The 22,321-nt window shown below is 54.2% G+C and carries 17 protein-coding genes; all 17 read right to left on the bottom strand.

Annotation, left to right across the window (positions count from 1 at the left end):
- Window positions 1-2 precede the first annotated feature (2 nt).
- Window positions 3-446, bottom strand: coding sequence for a type VI secretion system baseplate subunit TssE (gene tssE / locus IM304_RS08085; RefSeq protein WP_193354725.1), 444 nt, complete (start codon window positions 444-446; stop codon window positions 3-5).
- Complete coding sequence (gene tssJ / locus IM304_RS08080; RefSeq protein ID WP_193354727.1) at window positions 446-970, bottom strand: type VI secretion system lipoprotein TssJ; 525 nt, start codon at window positions 968-970, stop codon at window positions 446-448. The genes tssE and tssJ overlap by 1 nt, the downstream gene beginning before the upstream one ends.
- A complete protein-coding gene (tssG, locus tag IM304_RS08075) occupies window positions 951-2,000 on the bottom strand; it encodes a type VI secretion system baseplate subunit TssG (protein WP_193354726.1) in 1,050 nt (349 codons plus the stop codon). The genes tssJ and tssG overlap by 20 nt, the downstream gene beginning before the upstream one ends.
- The gene (tssF, locus tag IM304_RS08070) at window positions 2,000-3,763 is read right to left on the bottom strand and encodes a type VI secretion system baseplate subunit TssF (protein WP_193354708.1); all 1,764 of its coding nucleotides are present in this window, start codon (window positions 3,761-3,763) and stop codon (window positions 2,000-2,002) included. The genes tssG and tssF overlap by 1 nt, the downstream gene beginning before the upstream one ends.
- Before the next feature lie 13 nt (window positions 3,764-3,776).
- Window positions 3,777-4,517, bottom strand: a complete 741-nt coding sequence (locus IM304_RS08065) for a hypothetical protein (RefSeq protein ID WP_193354709.1) — start codon at window positions 4,515-4,517, stop codon at window positions 3,777-3,779.
- 46 nt (window positions 4,518-4,563) lie between these two features.
- The gene (gene tssA / locus IM304_RS08060; RefSeq protein ID WP_193354710.1) at window positions 4,564-6,141 is read right to left on the bottom strand and encodes a type VI secretion system protein TssA; all 1,578 of its coding nucleotides are present in this window, start codon (window positions 6,139-6,141) and stop codon (window positions 4,564-4,566) included.
- The gene (locus IM304_RS08055) at window positions 6,141-9,557 is read right to left on the bottom strand and encodes an ImcF-related family protein (protein WP_193354711.1); all 3,417 of its coding nucleotides are present in this window, start codon (window positions 9,555-9,557) and stop codon (window positions 6,141-6,143) included. The genes tssA and IM304_RS08055 overlap by 1 nt, the downstream gene beginning before the upstream one ends.
- A gap of 21 nt (window positions 9,558-9,578) precedes the next feature.
- Entirely contained in the window at window positions 9,579-10,760 is a 1,182-nt protein-coding gene (locus tag IM304_RS08050) for a hypothetical protein (protein WP_193354712.1), read from the bottom strand.
- 3 nt (window positions 10,761-10,763) lie between these two features.
- A complete protein-coding gene (locus IM304_RS08045; protein WP_193354713.1) occupies window positions 10,764-11,021 on the bottom strand; it encodes a PAAR domain-containing protein in 258 nt (85 codons plus the stop codon).
- Between the two features lie 9 nt (window positions 11,022-11,030).
- Window positions 11,031-11,564 carry a hypothetical protein gene (locus IM304_RS08040; protein ID WP_193354714.1) on the bottom strand — a complete coding sequence of 178 codons (534 nt, stop codon included), beginning with the start codon at window positions 11,562-11,564 and terminating at the stop codon, window positions 11,031-11,033.
- Window positions 11,565-11,688: 124 nt separating this feature from the next.
- Window positions 11,689-12,657, bottom strand: a complete 969-nt coding sequence (locus IM304_RS08035) for an SUMF1/EgtB/PvdO family nonheme iron enzyme (protein ID WP_193361510.1) — start codon at window positions 12,655-12,657, stop codon at window positions 11,689-11,691.
- Window positions 12,654-13,625 (bottom strand): SUMF1/EgtB/PvdO family nonheme iron enzyme, encoded by a 972-nt coding sequence (locus IM304_RS08030; protein WP_193361509.1) that lies wholly within the window; start codon window positions 13,623-13,625, stop codon window positions 12,654-12,656. The genes IM304_RS08035 and IM304_RS08030 overlap by 4 nt, the downstream gene beginning before the upstream one ends.
- On the bottom strand, window positions 13,625-15,937 hold the full coding sequence (locus tag IM304_RS08025; protein ID WP_193355812.1) for a hypothetical protein: 2,313 nt from the start codon (window positions 15,935-15,937) through the stop codon (window positions 13,625-13,627). Before IM304_RS08025 ends, IM304_RS08030 begins: the two co-directional genes overlap by 1 nt.
- A gap of 14 nt (window positions 15,938-15,951) precedes the next feature.
- A complete protein-coding gene (locus IM304_RS08020; protein ID WP_193355813.1) occupies window positions 15,952-18,474 on the bottom strand; it encodes a type VI secretion system Vgr family protein in 2,523 nt (840 codons plus the stop codon).
- Complete coding sequence (locus tag IM304_RS08015; RefSeq protein WP_193355814.1) at window positions 18,461-19,003, bottom strand: putative T6SS immunity periplasmic lipoprotein; 543 nt, start codon at window positions 19,001-19,003, stop codon at window positions 18,461-18,463. Before IM304_RS08015 ends, IM304_RS08020 begins: the two co-directional genes overlap by 14 nt.
- Window positions 18,997-19,557: a hypothetical protein gene (locus tag IM304_RS08010; RefSeq protein ID WP_058651516.1), complete on the bottom strand. Its 561-nt coding sequence runs from the start codon at window positions 19,555-19,557 to the stop codon at window positions 18,997-18,999. The genes IM304_RS08015 and IM304_RS08010 overlap by 7 nt, the downstream gene beginning before the upstream one ends.
- On the bottom strand, window positions 19,557-22,199 hold the full coding sequence (tssH, locus tag IM304_RS08005; protein WP_193355815.1) for a type VI secretion system ATPase TssH: 2,643 nt from the start codon (window positions 22,197-22,199) through the stop codon (window positions 19,557-19,559). The genes IM304_RS08010 and tssH overlap by 1 nt, the downstream gene beginning before the upstream one ends.
- Between the last annotated feature and the right edge of the window lie 122 nt (window positions 22,200-22,321).

The raw sequence follows: 22,321 nt of genomic DNA, 5'->3' as shown, positions 1-22,321 counted from the left end.
AATCAGAGTGCGGCGCGGGTATCAAGATACTGTTGCTGTTTCAGGTGGCGGATTAACACCCTGCCTTCGGGCATAAATTCAGTGCCGTAGCGCACCAGCCCGACGCCCTTCAGCTCCGCGTCGATGGCGTAGCGCAGTTCGCCGGGCTGTATCTGCTCCAGCATCACCACCGTGATTTTGCTCAGGCGTGGCTCGTATTTCAGCAGCACGGCCGACAGGGTGTTAATCAGCTGGTGCGCGGTGCCGGGCATCCCCTGAAGAATTTTTGTCATATCCGGCAGGCCGTAGTCCGGCAGGTGAGCCAGCGTACCGGCGCGGCAGTTGAGGATACGCTGCATGTTATCCAGCACCGACATAATCAGCTGGTTCTCCTCGCTGACGCTGTGCAGGTCAAGCCCGCCGGAGAAGTTGCCGTAAAGGGTGTCATACAGGGACGGACGCGGCATCATTCTCCCTCCAGCGGTTTCAGCGTCAGGCGGTTATTACTGACTTCAATAACCCGTGCCTTGTCCGGGTCAAGGTCGTCACGGGTCAGGGTAATACGCCAGGTATCATTGACCTGGTCCGGTGACATGAACATCCCCGCCACCGCCACAACCTGCGCACTCTCTTCCATCGGCATATCCAGCGTCACCGATTCGCCAGGGCGCAGGCGGATATCCTTTTCCGCCACCAGGTCGGCTTTAATGGCCTGACTGTCACTGGCGAACAGTGACGGATAATCCGTGCTGTCAAAAGCCTTACGCTCTTTAAGCTGGTAAATACGCACCACCGTCGCCAGCGACGCCCCCTTCACGTTGTTGTTCACCCCTTCGCGCGCCTGAATATCCAGGTGCAGGGTTTTCACCTGTCTGTAAAAAATGGACTTCGTGACGGCAACGGTGCCGTCCGTTACTTTCTGCGTCAGGCCGCAGCCGGTTACCAGGGTCGCCAGAGTGAGTGCCAGAGCCTTACCAGCGGTAATCGCCATCTTCATCGTTCTTCCTTCGCTGAATGTTTTCCCGGACGCGCTGAAAGCGTCCCAGGTGAATGGTGATAATGTTGTTTCTGTTCTGTAGTGAAGCCAGGGGGCGCAGCACCGCCGTGCGCCCGACCTGCGCGGTCTGTTCCGCACTGCAGGACAGCCGCGCATCCGGCAGCAAATGCCGGGCAACACATAGCTGCATTCGCACATCCAGGTGCGCGCCCAGCCACACGTGCAGCAGCGCCATCAGGTCGGCGTGCAGGTCGCCACCCGGCAGCCAGCCCCGGACCTCTTCCGGATTGTCGGTGGAAAGAAGCAACAGCACCTGACCGTTCACATCCGTGGCGTGCGTGCCCATCACCGGACGGTGTTTCAGGCTGACCGGCTGACATGCGCTCATCGCAACCGGCTGCTTCAGCGGGATACGGCAGGGGTCGTGGTGATACACCTGCGTGCGCGTATCCGGGGCCAGCAGTTGCACCAGCGCCCCCATCCCCTCCGCCGGACGTCCCGGCAGCATCATCACCGGCAGCAGCGCCAGAAAACGCGACAGCGGCGTACCAGCGGTCCTGGCGCAGCCGGGTATCCCCAGCCCCGCCAGCCCCAGCAGATATTGTGACGTGTTGTCAGTGCCTCCGGCCTGAAAGGTTGCCGGGTACGAATACTTACGCCAGATGCGGTAATACTGGGTAATCAGCCGGTGGCTGAAGATATCCAGAAAATCCTGCGTCGCGTCGTGCCCTTCCCGCCGCTGCGCAATATCGTCGGTGTAGTGTGTCGGCAGCGGCGACTCCACGCCGTACAGCCCCATAAAGGTGACGCGCACCGACGGCGGCAGATGCGGATGTTCCGGGTCTTCCATCCCCCGGATTTCACCGGCCGGGAAACCCATCCCCGGATGCGGACGGAAACGCACCGGCTCCTGCCGCATCCGCCAGTCGCTGCCGGGTACCGGCATCCCCGGCTGGCTCTGTTCCAGCAACTGACAGAAGCGGTAAAAATTCATGTACGGCAACTGGTACCGTACCTGCGTCATCAGCCGGGCAGGCGCGGACTGTGATTCTCTTTCCACCGGATAGATTTCCCTTCTGGCTGAACAATCAGCGTGAGCTGGTTAAACTGATTCATGTCGGCATACAGCGCGAAAAAGCGGTTGAGCAGCTCGCCAAACAGATGAACATCGCCCTCTCCGGTAAAGCCGTGGCTGTCGAGCGTCACCTCCACATCCAGCCCGCGCAGCAAAAAACCGTCCTCAAAGCGCTGAATGCGGTGGTGTCTGACATCCAGAATGGCATCGAGGCGACGGTTGTTCAGCTCGTCGTTCCGCCAGTTATAGAGTGAGAGCGTGCCGCGCAGGACCTCCGCGCTGCTCATCATATTGAGAAAACGGGTGCCCAGATGGCTCATCACCCGCCAGTGGAAACGGTCTTCCGCAGGCGGGTACGCGGGCAGCGTCGGCTTGCACAAATTGCGCACGGTTAGCGGGGTTTCAGACACCGGCTCGCAGCGGTCCAGCAGCGTGCTCTGTAGCGCCCGGCGCGGCAGCTGGCCGTTGGTGCCGGTGATACGCAGCGAGACGGTTTCCCGCGCCATTTCCCTGTCAGCTTCCCACTGCCGGCCGCCCAGTATCAGCCAGGTATCGTGCATCCCGGTGACGCCCCGCTTCACGCGGGTGTGGTAGTAGCGCTCCGGCGCATGACGGCGCAGCATCCCGCCCTGATGGCGAAAGCTGGTGAACGGCACATAGCGCGCCTCCCCGGTCCGCCCGGAGCCGGTCACGCTGTCCACCGAATAAATTTCGGTATGCCCGTCCTGCAGACGTTTCGGGCGCAGCAGGTATTCGCTCTCCAGCCCGCTGATGGTCAGCGGGTCAGCCTCCAGGGTGAACAGGTTAATGACCGGCACGCAGTGCAGGCGCAGGCTGCTGTCTGTTACAGGTAAATCACTCTGCCATACCTTGCTGAACACCACCTCGATATCGAAATACGCCGTCCCCGCCGGAAGGGTGATGTTTTCCAGCCCGTTAAGATGGACGAACATAAACTTTTCGCGGAAGGTGAAATACTCCAGCAGCAGCTGATAGCCGCTGAAGGCGCTTTCCCCCTTCGGCCACAGCCGGTCTTCCTCAGCAAAGCCTCCCGGCGAGAAGTAGCCGTCCAGTGCTGTCCGCTCCGTCTGCCCCGGCAGACGGATATACAGCGCCGCCTGACGTTTTGTCAGCCACAGGTGCAGGCTGCAACCCATCACCATATCTTCGCCCAGGTACAGCGGCAGATGCCGGAGGTCAGTCTGCGGCCAGTCCGCCTGCGTGCTGCAGGCAAAACGCACCCGCAGGAGCGAACGCCCGTCCGGCTCAGTGGACATGGTGACCTTCTCCACCGCCAGCGGATCCAGCGTCACATCCCGGGTGGTGCGGTAGCGGCAGACGGTGTTTTTAGGACCGACCGGGCGGGAGCTGATTTCCAGCCCGGCGGACAACGTTTCCGCCATTTTCATAGCCGGCACATCCGGCGACAGTGCCACCACCGACAGGGACGGGATGGTACGCAGGTAGTGCGGCCACAGCATGCTGACCAGACTTTCAGTCAGTTCCGGCAGGTCGTCGTCTATCTTTTCGCGCAGGCGTCCCATGGAGAAGGCAAAGCCCTCAAACAGCCGTTCGACATACGGGTCAGGTGTTCCGGCTTTGTCGAGGTCGAGCATTGCCGCCCGGTCGGGGTGGGTCTGCGCGAACTCTTTCGCCGCCTCGCGCAGGTAGCGCATTTCAGCGTCAAAATAACGCAGGGTTAAATCTTCCATAATTTTCCGGTCATTAATGTACAGGAGGATGGGTAATGAGCCCTAATACACGCAGTGATATTGGGAAAAATACAATATCCGCAACGGCCGTGAAGGGGGTTAACACGATTTTAGTTGCCAGTCGCAGAGGATGAAAGTGAGTCGAGTCTTCTGTAGAATAGAATTCCACATTATGTTTTTTAACCAGCTTCTCGCTCTTATTAAACAAACTGTCGTTTTTATCCCTGGGAATAATTACCCCTTCCAGATGCATTTGCTTAACATACCTTACACCATTATTCCAGAACCCCGTATTTTCAAGGTCATCAATATCCTGCGCGGTAAGGTTGTTGTCGTTTTCATTAACCTGCAGTACAAGTGTATCGGAAAACTGCATGACAACATCATTTTCACGTGGCACGGCCAGCTTTAGCCTTAAACCATCAAATTTCTCAAAACCGCTAACCAGCGTTACCTGTGTGGATAATTTATCCAGCGCAAGTAACTCTTTTGCGCCTTTCGTTAATATATAGATGTTTTTTTCACCCTGGAAAGCGACACCATTCTGAGGTATATCCACCCTGACCTGAGTCTTTCCCTGAATAGCTGATGCAGCGAGATTTTCATAATAAAATGCAGCTGTAACTTCGTCTGAAATTAAAGTACGCTCTTTTTTCTTTGTTTCAATAACACTGTTCCCTCCCCAAAGAATTGCTGTACAGCCTGAAAGATGAATAAATATAACCGACAATATTATTTTCTTAAGCAAATGCATGATTGCTGTATATCCCTGATAAAGAGTTTTTGTTACGTTTGTTTAATTATCCGCACAATACGGCCGCTCTGGCAGCGTCAATCGCAATCAGCCCCGCCAGCAGATGTTCCATCTCCGGACTCAGACGGGTTTTATCGGTATCATTACGTCCGGCCTTCATCCGCAGCAGCTTCAGCCGACGGGCTTTAATTTCAAAGGACAGTTCCGGCTCCCACTGCGTGAGCGTGATGGCGGCAGCACGACCGTCCAGCTCGCCCAGCAGATGCAGCGCCAGCTCATTTTTACCGGTCTGCTCGGCCACTCTCGCCATCAGCAGGCGCAGCAGCAAGCGGCTGCGTGCCGTGGTGATACCGGGACGATTCTGCAGCCACGCCAGCGCAGCATCGGGGCCGTCGCTGTCAGCAATCGCCAGCGCTTCGCTCTCCAGTTGCAGGATATCGTTATCCCCGGAAGCGGTCGTCGCTGTCACGGAGGTGTCTTCCTGCCAGCGCCCACCGCTGTCCATCACCTGCTGCTGTATCCAGTTCAGCGTCACTTCATCGGCGAACGGCGTGCCGTCGTTAAACGCCAGCGTCTCCAGCCCTGTCAGGCGCGAGAGCAGTCCTTTCAGGTCGGCCTGGATAATCGCCGCCTCGTGCTCCCGCCCGGATTTCAGCAGCGCCTGGTGCAGATACCACTGTACGTCCAGCCAGAGATGGTTCGCACCGCGCGACAGCAGGCTGTCCGCCTCTTCCATCAGTTCGCGCCAGCTCTGCTGCAGGTACAGCCGTTTCAGCAGTGCGCGCTGGTCCGGTTTTGGCGGCTCGATACGGGTTTTGCCGTCGGCCAGAAGCGGCGGCAGCTGGCGCAGGGTGTCGTGACGCAGGTTCTTTATCAGCCGGTGGGCGGATAGCCAGCCGTCCGGCTGGTTTCTCAGGTAGTCCGCCAGGACTCGTGCCTGTGAGAGTAACTCCTGGCCTGAAGTGATGCCCGCCAGCGACGGGACGCTGACCTGTGAAGTGGCTGCGTAACCCGTATCGCTGGCATTCTGCGGCACCACCGCATCCGGACCGCCGGATTTCTGCAACCGGGTTTCCAGCGCCTGATACAGCGCACCGGGGATGGCCCCTTCCGCCGCCTGTTCCGTAAGCCACAGGGCACCGGCAATGCGCAGGGTATCGGCGTTGCTGACCTCCGGGTACAGGGACAGGCTGTCGAGCATTCTGGTACTGGCGAGCCACTCCAGCGCCCCCTGTCGGCTGCGTTCACGTTGCGGGTGCAACTGTGTGTTAAAGCGCTGCATTAAACCAGCCAGCAACTCCAGTCCGTCCGCCAGTCCCGCTTCGCCATCCCGGTGCAGTCGCGCCCAGGCGTAATACGTGACGACACGAATATCTTTTGTGGTGGTGGTCAGCAGTTTTTCCGCCAGGGTACAAATCAGGTCGGTATCTGCCCCGGAAAGTTTGCTGACCTCCTCGCGCACCTGCTGAAAATCATCGTCGTAGCCGGGGTCATCGCCGCTGGGGCTGGCATCAGAGACAGGCTGCAGCCAGTTCTCCCACAGGGACAGACGCCGTTGTGCCTGTTCCGCCAGCGTTCCCGGCGCGGCCTGGCAGGCTGCAATTAAGGTATGAACGGATGCCATCAGTACGTTTCCTCTCCGGTGTCAGTGTCATCAGCCAGGGCGTCAGCGGCAGGTTCGCTAACAGTGAATATCTGCAACGGCAGGCTGAAGTTTCGCAGCTTCAGCAGGGCCAGCGGGCCCTCTCCCGCCTCGGTGCGCAGGGTGTAGTTCAGCGGTCTACCATCCTGCGCCTGCCACGTGAGGCTGTAACTGCTGCCTGTGCCGGGATAAGCGCTGACTGACGCCTTGTCCAGCAGCCGTATCCAGCCCCACGCCCCGGACATGTCCGCATACTGCCGGGTGCCGGCCTGGGTGCTTATCCAGCTTAATGCCGCCCCCGGCGCTTCGGTGTCCGCAGGCCAGGTAAAACGCTTCCAGGCGGGCATCTGGTTCATATAAGTCAGCTTCTGGCTGTCGATAACCAGCCGGGTCTCCATGATGCCATCCGCCGTACCCGGACGCAGTTCAAAGGACAGCCCCGCCTCCCCGCGGGTGAACACCACATCGGAGAGGTGACTCAGGGTATCGACCGCCTTCAGGAAGGCCGGATTAAAGGTCAGCCCCTGGGCGTTGATGCTGTCCGGCACCCAGTGGCTCCCCTCCCTGTGCAGCACGCCGTTAAGACGGGTCTGCAGAAAACGGGTGATGCGCCCGGAATCGGCATTGAGGTATCTGGCCAGCAACGGCAGGGAGACCTCGCTGCTGACGTCCTTAAACGGATACCGCCCGCCAAAGGCGCTGTTCCAGTCATCCACCACGGCGGTCTGCCACTGCGCATTCAGGCTTTCGGCGGCGGGCTGCAGCACCTGCTGCCACGCCTGCTCCATGGGCCGCACAAACACCGTCTGCCCGAAACCGCTCCACTCCTGCCCGAGCCCCGCCGCCACCAGGCTGCCGTAGTCTCGTGTCTCGGTTAAATCCACCGCCTTGCCCTGAAACACCGTCTGTGCCAGTGCCTGGGTCATCGCCTGCGGGTCAGCGGCGTTGGTCACCTGCTGCAGCCGCAGGCGCACCTGGGTGACGCGCGTCAGAAACGTCTGCAGGCTCAGGTCGGTATTTCCGCCACCTTTTTGCTGGCCGTTCATCAGCGTCAGTACCGGGCCAAAAGTCGCCTCCAGCGGGCCGCGCGGGCCGCCGCTCTGGTCAATGACCGGCTGTTTATCACCACCGAGCAGGTTTTTCGCCGATTTCACCAGCGAATCGGATATCGCCTCGCCGGTTTCACCGGTACGCCCCTGGATATTCAGGGTGTTCATCAGCGCCACCAGCGGCGACTGGCGCACATCCGCCATCAGGGTGAGCTGGTCAATGGCGTCGGACAGGGTCACCGCCCGTTGCCAGCGCAGGCTGTTGAGAAAATCGAGCCAGGCGGTACTGAAATCGGCAAAGTAACGCACGGTAAGCCGCTGCTTCAGGGCTTCCGGCGAGGTCTGCTGCGTGGCGGGCTGCCTGCTGTCGCTCAGCACCCAGTCCATCTCCTCGCGACGTTCATTCACCACCTTATCAATGGCAGGCTGTACCGCCTCCTCCCACGCCTGACGGGTGAACATCCCCGGCACGATTTCATCCGTGGTGAACAGGCGCGGGGTGTCGGTATCGCCGGTCATGTCCGCCAGGCGCATATCGGCATACTGGTTCGCCACCTGTGCGAGCATTTTCTGGTATAGGGTGGATTCGCTGTTGCGTACGCCCATCTGGCGAACCAGCAGGGTTCGCGTCTGACTGACCAGCATATCGTCAGCATGAAGACGCCACTGCGGGTGTGACGTCAGGCTCGCGGCATAAAAGGCATACAGTGCCGGGCCGCTGCCCTGCCAGACGCCGTTTGCCACCCCAGTACGCTGCGGCCAGTCGCGCATCAGTGTGGTGGAAAACCAGGCCGCATCCATTTTCTCCGGCCGCGAGAGCATCAGATACAGTCTGAGCCGGTCGTAAACCGGTTTTGCCATGCGCTCACGTAACGGGCTGTCCGGTGGCAGCTGTACAAACGCCTGTAGCTGTTTTGTAAGGTGTTCCGCCGCCGCATTGCGCAGCAGCGGCAGGGCACTTTCGCCATAGCGCGGAAACAGCGCCGCCAGCAGGGCATCGTTCTGGCTTAAGCCGCCGCGCGCGTACCAGGGCACGCTGTGTTGCGCGCGGTACTGCAAGCGGGCAAGGATTTTCTGCAGCTCAGACAGGGCGTGAAGACGCGCGGTCAGCGGCTGCTTCTCTGCAACGGCCTGCCGGACCTGCTCCTGCGCCGTCGCCACCATGTGTCGGTTGGCGACAAAGGAGACGGCCATGGATACGCCCCAGAGCACCATCAGCGCCGCTACGCTCACGCCCGCCATCTGCGTCCAGCTGACGCCGGGTTTACGCGGGCGAAGACCTGCCGGTAAGGCCTGTGCCGACGCCGGGATGACATCCCAGCGGTTGTCTTTGCCCCAGTGATGAGCAACGCTGCGCACGCCGCCGACCGTGACCGGACTGAACACCACACCGGCCAGCGGCAGAGGGCGATACGGGTTGAGCAATACCGATAAGGGGCCGGTCAGCGTTTCCGGCTCGCGGGTCAGCTGGTCGACCAGGGCGAGTAAAAAACCCTGCTGTGGTTTATCGCAAATCTGCTGAATACCCTGCGCGGTGAGGGCCGGTATCAGGTCGCTTAGCTGGCGGGCCAGGGCTTCAGGTTTGCAGGCCGCTGACAGCTGGCACCCCACCGGCTGGGTAATCCGCCCCTGCTGCTCTCCGGCTCGCGGATGCAGCGACCAGACATACAGCGGCAGTTTCCAGCCCAGCGCGTCATAGCGCCCCTTCAGGGCGTGAGCCAGGGCGTCTATGGATTCAGGAGTCAGTGGTGCTGCCGGTTCAGCATCTGAACCCGCGAGGCGGTCAAACGCGGAGGTCACCCACACCATGCCATCCGCCGGGCGGTGGCGCAGTTTACGCAGCGCAGTAAGCCAGTCGGCATCCGCCGGTGCTGCCGGGTCACCGCCCCACAGCAGCAGCGTCCCCTGGTCTTCCTGCCAGAGTTCCTGCGTGAGTTTTGGGGTGAGCTGTTCGACGTCTGAAGCGCTGCCGGTTATCAACAGGATGCGGAGCTTGCGGCGCCAGCGACAACCGTATGTATGGCGAAGATACAGGCGTATATTTTTGAGCGTTTCGCTGTGTTTTTCTTTATCTGCACGCTTTGCTTCTTCCTGTTGATGACCTGTATCCGATAATTCACGAAGTTGCCGGATAAAATTCAGTGAGATGAGCCACTGCCACAACCGGAAAAATAAATCATCACAGAGCAGAATAAACAGGCAAAACCCGACCACTGCCAGCGATACTGTCTGTTTTTTCTCTGTAGTACGCAGTTGAACGAGGGGATTTTCAGCCCAGATGAGGAACCCGCCCACAGCCGCAATCAGCAGGATAATTAACCATGTACTGAGGCGTTTTTTCTTTTTCACATCACTATCCTTTGCGTAACATTATGCCGGACGGACAACAGCCATTTGCGTGGTTTTATCGCCAACAAGTAGCCACTGAGCCAGCCCTGAAGCAACCGCATGTTCACAGGCACAAATCAGGGTGATATTGCCCACCGCAGCCCCTGGCATGCCAAGAGAGTCATCCAGAACTTGTTCTCCTTTTCTTGCGGATATGTGTCCTGATTTATCCATCGCCTGAAGAACAGTTGCCAGCGCATCGCTTTTTACCTGCGTACGCCAGAAATACCAGGGCAATCCGGGTGTGATATCTCCCCAGCAAGCCACATCTGCGACCGATTCATCCGCGTCCTTTAACACAACCGGGCGGTGTATCCACATTTGCGGTTTTACATGCTGGCGCTCCAGCCACGCAGAAGAGGCCAGCAAAAGAGCAGATACAGATTCAGTCTGCTGGTCACGGGCCTGCAAAAATAAGTTGATTTCTACACAGAGAAACAGCGTTTCATCCTGCTGGTCGAGCCATTCATCAATCCACAACAGGCCGTCATTTTCAGTACTGGCACTGACGTCACTGACAGAATATGACGAAGGAAAAACAGCCTGCCAGGCCATGATAATCTGCTCATGTTCCAGTGTGCCATCATGGTGAAGACGAACAGAGAGTTTACCGGTGAACTGCGCCAGCTCGGTATGCAGTTGCCAGATGACGCTGGTCAGCTTCGATTCCAACCGTGACCGATACCCTGTTTTACTGAATGTTTTTAATGGCGGAGAGAGTGAGGCCGTAGTCAACACAGACTGGAGGTCCGGGGAATATTGTGTCTGGCGCGCATTTCCTCCCTGTAAAAGCGCTGCGGCAAGTTTATTGCTGGCAACCGGCGTGATGTAACTCATCCCCAGAACACCAACAGCCTGCCGTCCCAGTAATATCCGTTCTTCATATTGCTCCCGGTGTAAATGGTTCCACCACAGCACACGATCGCGCTCATTCTCATAACTCCGCCTGCGGATAATAAAACCTGACAGACCAGTCAAAAAAGGCATGATAAGCGTACAAAACCAGAACCAGGCAGAGTGTGTGGATAACCCGGCAGGCCAGAAGGAAAGAACCAGAACCGCCCCTGCTATCACGCACAGAACAATGACGACCAGCCAACGGGTTTTATCCGGAGGAACGGGTAATGGTTCCTCCTTCGGGATCTGTTTAAGATCAACTGGCATATATCAGCGTTTCCCTGCATTGGGTAATGAAGAAATCAGCGTGCAACCGCAGCCGCAACGATGACCGTGAAAAGCAATGGGTTTGCCATTAATTTTCGATCCTTCATCACCTTCTGCAATATATATTTTGCCATGAACAGGACAGAAGACTTTATCCATCAGACAGGCAACTTCCAGCCCCATAAATTTCACACCGGAGCTACCTTCAAGCACAGTGCCACCATGAGTGGTTTTATCATTAATGCGAATTACACCCTGCATAATCTCTCCTTAGAACAGATAATACACTGTCACGAGTAACACTACCGCAATAAAAATCAGCCAGACCAAACGGGTTCCATACTTATCAGCAAGACTTTTTTTGAGTTTCCACCCGGATTTTTCAATAGCATTGAAAACAGGATTTTTTATATCTGATGTACTGAATTTATAAGAGTACTGTTCTCCAATAGTGCCGTCTGTTTTTATCCCCCATGATTTTCCAAAACTAAACTCTTTACGACTACCCCACCGAACTTCCTTTTTAAAACCACATCTTTCTGCGTTTATCTCCGTTTCTATATCGATTGATTTCTCCCGGTAACTCACCAGGCTCTTTTCCTCATCGAACCGTAATGTCAACTCATATTGTTTTTTTAGTCCGCCAATGCCAAATAACTCAATCCATTTCGCATCCACAATTTTCCATGAAGCAATTAGCTTATCTTTTTTCTCAATCACAGAAAATGGGATGTCGGCATTGTAGTTCAGCTCCAGAAGCCGGAATTTTAGTTCAGATAAGGATACGGGTTGCTCGCTATTCATATTACCTCAGTTATTAAATATACGCTTGGTCGTTCTTAATACGGTTTATATGTTGTCTTAGTAGTATTGTCACAACCACGGATAAGCAAAGCCACAACAAGGCTGCATCAATATATTACTCATTTCATTTTATCGGCTCAGATGAGTTCATTACGCAACGAACTGTAGTGCTGACAGGAAAGTCATTATCAATAATATTAGATGCTCGACTAAAGGTAGTTCCTTCAGGAGTACCTGATTCTGGATGATTTATTCCACGTAATACTTTCAAGTATTGCCCAGTGTCTTCGTCTTTGACGACGGGATTTTCAGGCCCTTGCGGATCTTTTTTAGCCGAGTTTCTATAGTAATCCGGATCATACCAATCTTTCATCCATTCCCAACCATTATCTGTCATGCCGTATAATCCAAGAGGGGTTGGTGGATATTTATCAACTGGAAAATGAACTGATGTACTATCAATCCCTGTGGCATCTTCCACTGCTCGCCGATCTTCATCGGTAGCATAATTCTCGCCTTGACCACTCTTTTCATCCTCTCGCCAAACGCCATCATCCGTCGCTACAAGAATATACTGTCCACGACTGCGTGCTGCATATTCCCATTGAGCCTCAGTTGGAAGCGAAAAAGGCAGCCCGGTTTCATTTTTCAGCCAGATGCAATAATCATTTGCTTCTGTCCAGGTCACGATAGCTGGACTATTTTTAAAATGGGTCATTTCAAAAAAAACATCATCATAACTCTTCTTTTTAAAATGCTGTTCGGGTAAACCTGCTATCTTGAGATAAAATCTGTAATCCTCATGGGTTACTTTAAACTTACTGATAGAAAAACCTGTAAGTTCCACTTCATGAAGTGGCCTGGTGTCTTTCTCCGGCGAACAATAAGGGCCACCGTTGCGCATTTTTTTACAAAAATCCCCCATCCAGAATGTACCGCCTTTTACATACACCAGATCAGCTTTGACACGGTTTATATATTTCTGTAATTCTGCCTGTTCCTGCGGTGTATGCTGTACTGTCTTAGTAGCGTTATCACAGCCACTAATAAGCAAAATCAAAAAAATACTATATAGATAAATTATCTGTTTCATTTTATCGACTCAGATGAGTTCACTACGCAACGAACTGTAGTACCTGCAGGATAAAGATTATCCTTGATTCTGTATGCTCTATAAAATGTCAATCCTACCTCGAACCCAGGTGATGGTGCTTCACCTCCTCGAAGTACCTTACGATATTGCCCGGTATCTTTATCTTTGATAACAGGTTTGTCTGGACCTTGTGGGTCCTTTTTAGCTGAATTGTTATAGTAGTCAGGATCGTACCAGTCCTTCACCCACTCATAACCATTTTCTGCCATGCCATACAAACCAAACAGAGTCGGTGGATATTTATCGACAGGAAAATGAACAGATGTACTATCAATTCCCGTTTTTTCCTCAACTGCTTGGCGATCTTCGTCGGTGGCATAATTTTCACCATAACCAGTTTTTTCATTTTCCCGCCAGACACCATCATCCGTTGCCACCAGAATATACTGTCCACGACTGCGTGCTGCATATTCCCACTGAGCCTCAGTTGGAAGCGAAAAAGGGAGCCCGGTTTCATTTTTCAGCCAGGCGCAATAATTATTTGCTTCTGTCCAGGTCACGATAGCCGGACTATTTTTAAAATGGGTCATTTCAAAAAAAACATCATCATAACTCTTCTTTTTAAAATGCTGCTCTGGTAAACCTGCTATTTTGAGATAAAATCTGTAATCCTCATGGGTTACTTTAAACTTACTGATGGAATAACCTGTAAGTTCCACTTCATGAAGTGGCCTGGTGTCTCTCTCCGGTGAACAATAAGGGCCACCGCTGCGCATTTTTTTACAAAAATCACCCATCCAGAATGCACCGCCTTTTACATACACCAGATCGGCTTTAACACGGTTTATATACTGTTGTAATTCTGTCTGCTCCTGCAGTGTATGCTTTACTGGCTTAGTTCCGTTATCACAGCCACTGATAAGTAAAAAGAGAGTAACACTGCATAGATATAAAGCACGTTTATTCATTATTTATTCCCTTCCCACTTTTGTTTATATTGAGGATTCACCGGTTCAAAATAACATAACGATGTATAAAATGGATTGTCATCGCAATGTAATGCATATTGTTTACTACAGTTTGGTGAAAACGCATAACCCCAGGCTGGATTACTCTTCAGGCGTTTAACTACCTCTTCAAAATCCCGTAGATTTAGCCTGTCAATAATATCCTCCAGTTCTTTATCCCGATTAAATCCTATCTGTAGAAATATTTTTAAATTTTTCTGAGCTAAATCAACTATTGCATCTTCATTACCGGGAAAAACAGTGCCATCTTTAGTGATTCGAGTCAGCACTTTCTTCCATTCCCGCTTAGTCTGAATACTGGATAAAATATATAACACTGCCGTTTTGCGTTTTTTATTTGTATCAGGGAGAAATCCATCGCCCTGATTATTAATATCGATATGATCATATGCACCATCTCCGGTCAGTACAAAGAGTGCAATCCCCTTAGCTTCAGGAGAAAAAAGATATACACTGCCGGGATCTGCATTAATAATCTCAGAAAGTTCATTACGCTCAGTAGATTGATTTTTAGCAGTAAGGAATTCATTCGACATTTCATCGATAAAATCGATTAAATCTTGTTTAACACTTCCAATTTCAGCAGCAAGTTCATCATAATATTTTTTATATATTTCTTTGCCTCCCATCACCAGCATATATGTTAACCCCATAAATGCCTCTTCTGTGATAATCGTCAAATGCTTATAATCAATCCCATACAACTGATAAATCACCCAGATAGCAAACTCACCAAATAATTCTGGTGAGATTTCCCCTTCAACATCACCTTCAGCTCCAACCGCCAGACACAGGCCACCTTTAATATGAAATCTGAATCGCCCCTTTACAAACCGGACTCTGAACTCACCACTTAGCCCTACACCCAACTCAGCATTTCCCCCTACTTTTAAAGAGGCAAAATCCTGAAACCCTCCCAGATGTGCATCTTTTTCCTTTTCTGACTGCTGGACCGCGAGAATAATCCGTGCCTGTGCGGGGGAGTCCACCAGTCCAAAGGTACGCAGCATATTGGGAAGTTCATCCACCAGTGAATCAAAAGGCTTCAGCCACTGTAATGCGCCCCCCAGACTGCCTCCAGCTTTCGCTCCACCAAATGCTTCTCCCTTAATCTCCAGGGAATGGGTTTGTTCTTTGTTGTCCTTGATCTTCACGCCTTTTTTCCGTTCGGCAAAACGCGAACCTGGCGTGCGATTTCCCATCAGCAACTGCTTATTGTTGTACGTCACAAACTGCAGGTTACCCTCCACCTGTGCTGATGCGCCAACGTATCCTGTCAGTTCACAGTCAATTCTTGCCCGCAGGACACCAAGATTAACTTCGTTAGTGTCGTTGACCGTAAATCTAAGCGGCCAGCCAACCCGATCCGGAGTGTAAATCGTCGAATTTACTTTCCCGGTAAATAGCATTAATTCTGCACACGTTTCCCCTTTTATCCGGACTTCGCCGGTATCCGGGTTCCAGGTGTTCAGCGTGGAGGCATTTGCGGTAAAACGCAGAAACTGCGCCCCGGCGGAAACATCAATATAATTCCCCTCTTTGCTGTATTCCTCACACTGTTCATTCCATGCATTAGCCCAGTCAGTCAGCGTGGCTTCATAATTAATATCAGCGCTGACCGTCATGGTACTGTCCATCATCTGTTTGATGGTATTTTTCACTGATGCCAGTTTCGTCTTTAACGAGCTGATATTAATTCCAATGATATTTCCTTTATCATCTTTCTTAAAAATTGCATCACCGCTAAAAGTATCAACCGAAATAATGGTGAACTTACTCTCAAACGAGTCATAATCGGATTGTTTAACATATGAGTAGCAACGCCCATAAATACTTTTATTTAAAGGCTGAATGGGGATCAACTCAATTAAAGGTTTATAACCAGATTGTTCGTTGAATTCACCAAGCTCTGCCTGAAGATCCTTAGTCGCTTTTTCAAGCGCTATTTCAGTTGAAGTGATTGCATCCTCATAGCCCGATAACTTATTTTTGTTTGCAATATCCTTCATGGCGTTGCCGTACTTTTCTAAGGCGTCTGAGTAATCATCACTGGCTTTATGGTGTTTATCTATTAATTCACTGAGTTTACTCATACACTTTTCAAACTCAGCGGCATCAGACTCATCAATAAAAATAAGCTCAAGCGTTTCTATTCTGAAATAACACTGGCATGATTTGTGAAGAACAACTTTGACATTTTTATCTACTTTGTTCAGCGAATGTTCCGCAGCTGGAGTTTCCTGTCCACTCATCATCATCTCCCTGATTATTCAAAAAATAGTTTGATTCCTTTTGGATCAATACCATAATGCGCCTGTGTATAACCATTCTCATCCGTCACACCGCGAATAATCTGCCCATCTTCGGTTTCAATGCGGTATGGAATGTAGGGTTTCGGCTGATTACTCGATTGATCCAGCACCTGAAAACCACCGTTCATCGGATTATGAAATTCAGGGTCGCTCACAGATACAGGAGAAAGTGCCTGCTCCAGGGAAGCACTTCCACCCCACAAAATATTTGCACTTTTTAAATCTATTTTCCCTGGTGCACCAATTTCCACCGAACCATCTTTAATTTTTATATACGCCCCACCTTTGCTGGTCAGCGTGATCCCCTGAGCGGCATTCAGCACAATTTCACCACTGACGCTGTTAATGTTCATGGTCTTATCCGACTGGAGGCGCATGGCGTCCGTTTGCGCCTGAATATCTACCATTCCCCTTGCTGCAAATATCTTCATTCCCATTTTCTGGGCAAACAGACTGATGGCTTCACCTGCCGCAACCGTAAACTTTTTTATTAAGCTTATATCCGCATTCTCACCCGCTGTCGCGGTTAGAGTCTGGCCTGCGGAAAGCTGAATATTTTTCGGTGTAACCAGACCAATACCCGCCGGAGCGGAAGCCAGCAGCCCCGCATCTTTTAACTGTGCAAGCATATTACCAAACTGCTTTTGAGAAGCTGTATCGGCTTCCAGCGCACCTGATACACTCGCACTCTGCGCTAGCGCTGTTACCAGTTGTAACGCCCCCTGTAACTGAGCGATCGCAGCATTCATATCCAGCATTTTTCCCTGCGCTTTCGGCTGAGCATCGGCACTGAGAAAGATCCCTTTCCCCCCTCTGATTGTCACCCAATCATCGGTGCGCAGCTCCGCGCCTTCTCCCCGCAGCGCCCTGGACGCATCCACATTGTGCCCCAGATTAAGCTGCGTCTTACCGCCGTACTCCGTGCTGAGCTTGATATGCTCTTCGCCGCGCTTGTCCTCCATCCGCAGCTTGTTGTTCGTCGGCGTGCGGATCACATTCCGGGTGCTGTTCTTCTCCGTCACGTGGTCAACATGCCGCGAGTCGTGCAGCGCATGGGCGATATACGGACGGTCGGGGTCGCCTTCGTGGAACGCGATCGCCACTTCCGTGCCCTGGATCAGCGGGAAGTGAAAACCGTACACGTCACCGCCGTAGGGTTTGGCGAGACGCACCGGCATGCTCTCCTGCCCCTGCGACTTGTCATCCCGGTCGGCGTCAAATTTCACCCGGTACAGGCCGGATGCATCCTGCCAGGCGTAGATATCGTTGGCTTTTGCGCTGGTGATACGCGCCGTCATCGTCCCGGTCACCTTCGGGCGCGGCAGCGGTGCCGGACGCCAGCACACCGTTTCGCTGTACGGAACGCCCAAAATATCCACCAGAAGGGCGCTCTTGCGGCTGGCAGTAAAATGCGTGCTGATAACCAGCACCGGTTCCTGTAAGACAGCAGGCAGGGTGGGTGGCAGGCCGTCGGTAATATTCAGCACCTGAGCAGGTGCCAGCCATGCCGCAGTGCTGTAGCCTGTGATTTGCGTCTGGTTTGCCAGAAAACGCTCGTGGTCCAGGCGGGCGTAAAAGTTAGCCGTTTCTGCCGTGGGGTCTATTTTGTCGCCGCGCGCCAGATGGCGCAGCCGGTAATGGTAGACATCACCATAGGTCCCCCCTTCACCGTCTCCCCGGGTCATATCCGCCGGAGCCGACTGCAGTACGCTCTGTGCGTCACGGTGGTTGTAATCTTTCGTGGTGACGCTGGCTTCAACCACGTTATGGGTAATATTCATGCCCCACACCGAGTCAGCCCCGCTGTCGCTCATCCCGGACGGGCTGTTGACTGGCAGGGTTTTACCAAATATCAGCGCACGCTGCGCATCGGCAAAATGCACCACCTCTGTCTGCGCGTCTTCCTGGAGGGTAAACCAGTAAAATATCCCCACCTCCGCCAGCAGACGCTGGATAAACGCCAGGTCACTTTCCTGATACTGGTTTATCTGCTCGCGCTTCGGGTAGCTCTGTTTGAGGGTAAACTCATATTCCCAGCCATGCAGGTTATGCTCCTGTAACACCTGCCCGACCACTTCGGGTACTGACTTATTGACAAAGAAACGGTGACTGCGGTGCTGCTTATCCAGCAAAAACAGGAATGGTTTAAGCGTGATCAGATACTGTGTCTGGTCGGCAGAGCCGGAAATGCGTCTGAAATGAGTAATGACACCGTGCACTTTTTTCTGTTCAGTCAGGCTCTCCAGTAACCCGCCCCCCATCGTCAGGGTTGCGGGTTTACACAAAAACCAGGCAGCATCCAGATGTTTGTCCGTACTGGTAAAAATGATGTCATACCTGTAAATCCTGCTCAGGCCTTCAATACCGCTGAAGTCTTCAACATCAAGTGAAGAAGGACAGGAAGGAATATCCAGCCTGTAGCGGTTTAGGGTTCCCGCCCCGGATAAAACGTTTTGCAGAGAGTCAGTGAGATTCATAATTTTTCACTCCATGAACGGATCTAAAAGGGGATTTGCAGAAACCATCACGTTCGCCTGGATCAGGCTGAACATCACTGTTGTCCAACTCGCCGTACGGTCTTACTGCCTCCATGTCATTAAGCGGAATGTCGAAAATACACTCGCCGGCAATCTCCACCCCGGCGACCATTCTGCGCGGCGTATCCTTATGGCGCTCAGAGTGCAGAACGTATCTGACAATGAACTGGCCTTTATCAGGAAAATGATGGAATGAAGGTGGGATACATAGCTGGCCGTTCACAATAGGAAGTGTGGGATCAAACGTAATTTGCCGCTCCCTGAACCGGGTTCCTCTTGGATCGATGGAAATACTGACTAGCTGGTAGTCTTCTGGCTCCGGAACACTGAAACACACATTGTCGCCTCTTGTGCTGACCGTTGCTATTTCATCAGGCCGAAGGTAATCCCCGTGGCCGGGGCAACCGGCCAGTAGCGTCAGGCTGAGCAAAAAAGCATACCTGATGCGAAAGGTTATTATTTTCACCATGGGAACCCCCGCAGCGTGCTGGTATACAGGTGGCTGATAACGGACTCAGAAATGTTGCCGTCAAGCGTGATATCACCTGCTTTTCTCAGATCACACCATGTCTCGTATCCTTCAGCCTGCAACGTAAAATGGTCGGCAATAATCTGTGCCTGCTGTTCCATGGGATATTCACTTAACAGACGTCCATCCAGGACATAACGGTAACTCACCGCCCAGCTGACCAGCCCCCGCCCGATGATGTTCATTCCTTTTTCACGCTGCCAGACATGTGCCATTTCGTGAATAAAAAGATGTTGCAGAAAAGGTAAAGCCGACGCGTAATCATCCCTGTACCAGTGACGAAAATAAATCTCACCGTTCGGGGACATCGCCGTATTTTTATTCTGGAGGCCAAACGGAAGATAACTGTCATGATGGATCCAGACCTTATGGTACGGGATCGTCGATTTGTAGACCGACTTCGCCAGTGCAATCTCTCCTGACGTCAGTAACCGCAGCGAGCCTTCCTTCTCTTCTTTTTGATCAGTCTTCTTTTTTTTATCATGGATGGTCATCACTCATCCTCCTGCCGCAGCTCAATCACAATCCCCTCTTCGTCATCCCAGCCCAGTGTAAGATGCTGCGGCTTCTGCCCCGCCGCCATATGGCTCAGCAGCAGCTGGCTCAGCACCGGTAAAACCTGCTGGTTCAGCAGGCTGTCGATATTGCGCGCACCGGTATCCGGCAGCAGGCAGGCGGCAGTCAGCGCATCAGACAGGCTTTCGCTGACGGTGGTGGTCATACCGTAATGCCGGGCCAGGCGCTGACTCACCTGGCCGAGCTTCATGCCGACAATCGTGCGCATCGCCGCCTGTGCCAGCGGACGGTAAATCACCGTCTGGAAACGGGCTAGTAAGGCTGGCTGGAAGTGGTCACGCAGCACCGGACGCAGCAGCTCGTGCAGTTCCGGTTCGGTAGCCTCCGGCTGTGCATCCAGCAGCTGCATGATGTGGTCGCTGCCGAGGTTGGAGGTCATCAGAATCACTGTGTTGCGGAAGTCAATTTCCCGCCCCTCGCCGTCGCGCATAAAGCCCCGGTCAAAGACCTGGTAGAACAGGTTCATCACGTCGCGGTGCGCCTTTTCCACTTCATCGAGCAGGACCACGCTGTACGGGCGCTTGCGCACGGCTTCGGTCAGGATGCCGCCCTGGCCGTAACCCACATAACCCGGAGGGGAGCCCTTGAGCTGGGAGACGGTGTGCGGCTCCTGGTATTCGGAGAGGTTGATGGTTATCAGGGATTTCTCGCCGCCAAACAGTTCGTCCGCCAGCGCAAGGGCGGTTTCGGTCTTGCCGGTGCCGCTCGGCCCCACAAGCAGGAACACGCCCTGCGGGCCGTTCTCCGGCGCAAGCCCGGTTTTTGACGCGCGCAGGCGCTGCGCGATGGCATTCAGCGCCGCATCCTGGCCCACCACGCGTTTACCGAGGCTGGTTTCCAGGCTCAGCAGCTCCGTCTGCTCGTCCTTCATTAATGACGAGAGCGGCACACCGGTCCAATCGGCGATGACGGTGGCAATCGTACGCACGTCAACGTCCAGCCCCAGCAGCGGGTTACCCTGCTGAACTTCACTCAGTTGCTGTTGCAGACCGGCAATTTCCGCCTGACGGGAGATGTCCGCGCGGCAGGCGAGCAGTTCTTCCGTGAGTTTCAGCTCCTGGCCGTACTGCGTTTCCCGTTCGTCGAGTTCCACGATGATGCGGACTTCGTCCTGCTCAATGGCCGCCAGACGTTCACCGGGAGCGGAGTTGCCCACCGCGATATCCTCCATCAGCGCCTGCTTTTCCATCGCCAGGGCCGTGAGCTGCGCCTTCATCCGGGTTAGCGGCTCCGGCACGGTGTCGAGGCTCATGCGCACGCGGGCCGAAGCCGTGTCCAGCAGGTCAACCGCCTTGTCCGGCAGCTGGCGGCCGGTCAGGTAACGCCGGGAAAGGGTCACCGCCGCCCTGACCGCCTCATCGGTGATATGCACCCCGTGGTGCTGCGCGTAGCGGGATTTCAGGCCCCGGAGCATCAGGCAGGCGGTGTCGTCGTCCGGCTCGTCCACCTTTACCATCTGGAAGCGGCGCTCCAGCGCGGCGTCGCGCTCAAAGTACTGTTTGTACTCGCTCCAGGTGGTGGCGGCGATGGTTCTGAGTTCACCGCGGGCGAGCGCGGGCTTCAGCAGGTTGGCCGCATCCGCGCTGCCCGCCTGGTTGCCTGCGCCGATAATGGTGTGCGCCTCATCAATGAACAGCAGCACCGGCAGCGGCGACTGCTGTACGGCTTCGATGATGTTTTTCAGGCGCTGCTCGAACTCCCCCTTCACACCCGCACCGGCCTGCAGCAGGCCGAGGTCAAGGGTACGTACCGAGACCGGCTTCAGTGCGTCCGGGACGTTGCCTTCGGCAATGCGCAGTGCCAGCCCCTCCACGAGGGCCGTTTTGCCCACGCCAGGTTCACCGACCAGTATCGGGTTGTTCTTACGGCGACGGGAGAGGATATCCACCATCTGGCGGATTTCATTGTCACGCCCGAATACCGGGTCGATTCTGCCCTCCCGGGCGCGGGCGGTGACGTCGAGGGTGAACTTATCCAGGGCGTTCTGTAATGCTTCACTTAACCCGTTGCTGCCGGCAATGCCCGACTCGCGGGGGGACTCATCGTTCAGCACGGAAGGCGACTGGCTCAGGCTCTCCTCCTGCTGCACTTCCGGTCGCTCGTCCGACTGCGCATCCAGCAGCGGGCGCAGACGCTCAAGCTGGCTCTGCGCCAGGGTCAGCAGCGGCCACAAACCGTCGCAGCGCACCCGTTTTGGTTTTTCAGCCAGCGCCATCAGCAGGTGAATGCTGCGTATCTGCTCTTCGCCCGCCAGCGACGCCCACAGCCAGGCGTCCTGCATCAGGGTCTGAGTGCTGTCGGAGAGCTGCGGACGGCTGCGTACCGAACGGGGCAGCGTGTCGAGAAATGCCAGCAAATCCTGCCAGATGGCGTCCATATCCCATTCGTAGCGGCGGGCCAGCACCGTCAGGTCGCCCTCGCCCTGCTCCAGCAGCTTCAGCAGCCAGTGCTCGGGCAGGATTTCCGCATGGGCGCGGGTCTGACACAGGGAGGCCGCGCCTTCCATGGCACGGGCGCAGTAGGGGTTAAGACGGCGTAACAGGCTGGCTGGATTTTCCATGAGGCTCTCTCTTTATCAGTTCCGGACACGCTACCGCCCGTCGCTGTTCCCTGTCATTCAGGAACCCGAAGCGCATCAGGTCAGGCAGGCAGATTGTGTTGTTCTTTGCTGAACGCCCGCAG

The sequence above is a fragment of the Enterobacter cloacae complex sp. P40C2 genome, from assembly GCF_014930695.1.
Taxonomy (GTDB): Bacteria; Pseudomonadota; Gammaproteobacteria; order Enterobacterales; family Enterobacteriaceae; genus Enterobacter; species Enterobacter pasteurii.
Note: the sequence above shows the minus strand (reverse complement) of the source record. Positions and strands in the feature narration are given on the sequence as shown.